Origin of the sequence: Solemya pervernicosa gill symbiont (assembly GCF_002020875.1) — a bacterium.
In the GTDB taxonomy this organism is placed as follows: domain Bacteria; phylum Pseudomonadota; class Gammaproteobacteria.
Map to the genome: position 1 here is coordinate 1 of NZ_MPRL01000157.1, position 2,012 is coordinate 2,012.

A 2,012-nucleotide genomic window follows, 5' to 3' on the forward strand; every position below is an offset into this window, starting at 1 on the left:
CGTCGTTCGCTCTCGCTCTCAACTACGAATAGGCAGACGGCGTCGACTATCGCGGACTAACCGCCTTCGCTTCGCTATCCATGGCGGTCAGCGGAAGTCCACTAAATACCTTTTTAAACTTCGTATTTGCTGAGCACCCAAAATGGTACGAACATCCAAATGTAATCGAAGGATCGCTGCTTAGATTCAGGAACAACCTGCTGGGCAAGGTCTCCAGAAACTCTGCTTACGGAAAATTTCAGAACGTAAAAAATGCCATTGAGGTCTTGAATGACCATAATCTTATATCTAAGGATACAGACTTTCCAGACAACCTGCGGAGATGCACAAAAACCCAGAAGGCTAGAGTAAACAACCCTCTTCTATGTACCACTGACGTTTATGATGAACGAGAAAAAGACCTATTCAGGAACACACCTGATTTCATAAAGGAACTAGCCGATGATCTTGACAATAATCTAAAGCTCTTACTTAAAGAAGCAAGGAAAATAGTCTTTGAAGGTTACCGAAAGTTTAAAGATCGTGACCGGATAATATCGAACAGTGAAAAATCTGAATTACTCAAGCATCCCGAGCTTCGTGTATTGAGAACAGTCACCTCAAAAGATCATCGGACGTGGAAAAAAGAGTGCAACCCATTTTCAATCGGAAGCGCCTCAACCCCAACAAGAGCAAGTAATCTTGTGGCTTACTTCGATAACTTTTATGACTGCTTCATAAATGGTGCGGGGAAACATAACCTAGAAGGAATTAGGCACACAAAAGAAGTTCAACAATACCTTGGATTAACAACACCAGTAGCTTCCGCGATGCAAATAATCATTGTTGAAGAGCTAGGTATAAATCCTTACTCGCTGTATAGGGTGAAAGTATATTCAGATGGCCACGGGCATGAATTTATTCACCGGGGAGTCGCTATTTTTGCGAAAGTTTGTTTTGGGCATCCAAGCCCAAGCAAACAGCAAAAACTTCACGCGACCGTTTATGCCTGCGGCGCCCCGGGCGGTCAGCGAGTGACAGATGAAGGCTCTGTAAGACTCAGGGCCTTAAAGCCCCGAGCTAGACATGCTAAAACAAGAAAGGCTGCTGGGTCTTTGGTCGATCTAAAAGATATCCCAGAACAGGATATTGATGCTGCGACCTGCCTAAAAATGGCTCTTGAAATAACCAGTAGAGCGAGAGAAATTACAAACCAAAAAGAACTCTGGTTATGCTCTTCCAAAGATGGCGTCACATGCCCCACTCCTGAAACCTTTCAAAATGCATTCAAAACAATCAGAGTAAAGGCTGCTAAAAACAGCGAACTATTAAATAATGCCGCACTAAAAAAAGTTCGCTCATCAAAAGGGATTTGGATTTATTTAGACTCCAATGGTGACTCCCTAAAGACCGCCAATTACTTTGGGAACACTGTAAAAACGACTCTTGCAAGGTATGTCCCTGATTACCTGGCTGAATTAGTGTACAGAGTAAAAATCAGAAACTTTCAGCACATCCTCTTGTTTATGGCTGTAGCGTATGATGAATCGCCAGCATGCTCACTTGGATTAACTGTCGAAGAGTTTAGCGACCAAGTTGCAAAAGCTTTCGACAATCCAGATATGGGTGGTTCTCTTTATGAGAGCCTTAAATCACAAGAGACTGAACATGACACCTCTGAGATTAAGTATTTTTGCGTATCACTTAAAAATATAATGCTGGCATTGAAATACGCAAAGAATGGTGAAGATCAAAGTCTTAAAGATGACTGTAGAACTGCAATTTCTAAAATTTCTGAAGGCCCTGTCATCATGAAGCAACTTCTTAGACAAGCTGAGAAGAAACTTAACAGCATCGAGGAAGAGTGAAATGGAAAATACTGGATTACCCCCCCCCACAAAGAACTACACGACCCTAACAAATCAGCAACTATAGATCCGGGGAGTCGCTATTTTTGCGAAAGTTTGTTTTGGGCATCCAAGCCCAAGCAAACAGCAAAAACTTCACGCGACCGTTTATGCCTGCGGCGCCCC

The 2,012-nt window shown here is 42.8% G+C and carries 1 protein-coding gene; it reads left to right on the top strand.

Going from position 1 to position 2,012, the window contains the following annotated elements; all coding sequences use genetic code 11:
• Positions 1-80: 80 nt before the first annotated feature.
• Positions 81-1,847 carry a hypothetical protein gene (locus BOW52_RS16840; RefSeq protein WP_078485235.1) on the top strand — a complete coding sequence of 589 codons (1,767 nt, stop codon included), beginning with the start codon at positions 81-83 and terminating at the stop codon, positions 1,845-1,847.
• The last annotated feature ends 165 nt before the right edge of the window (positions 1,848-2,012 follow it).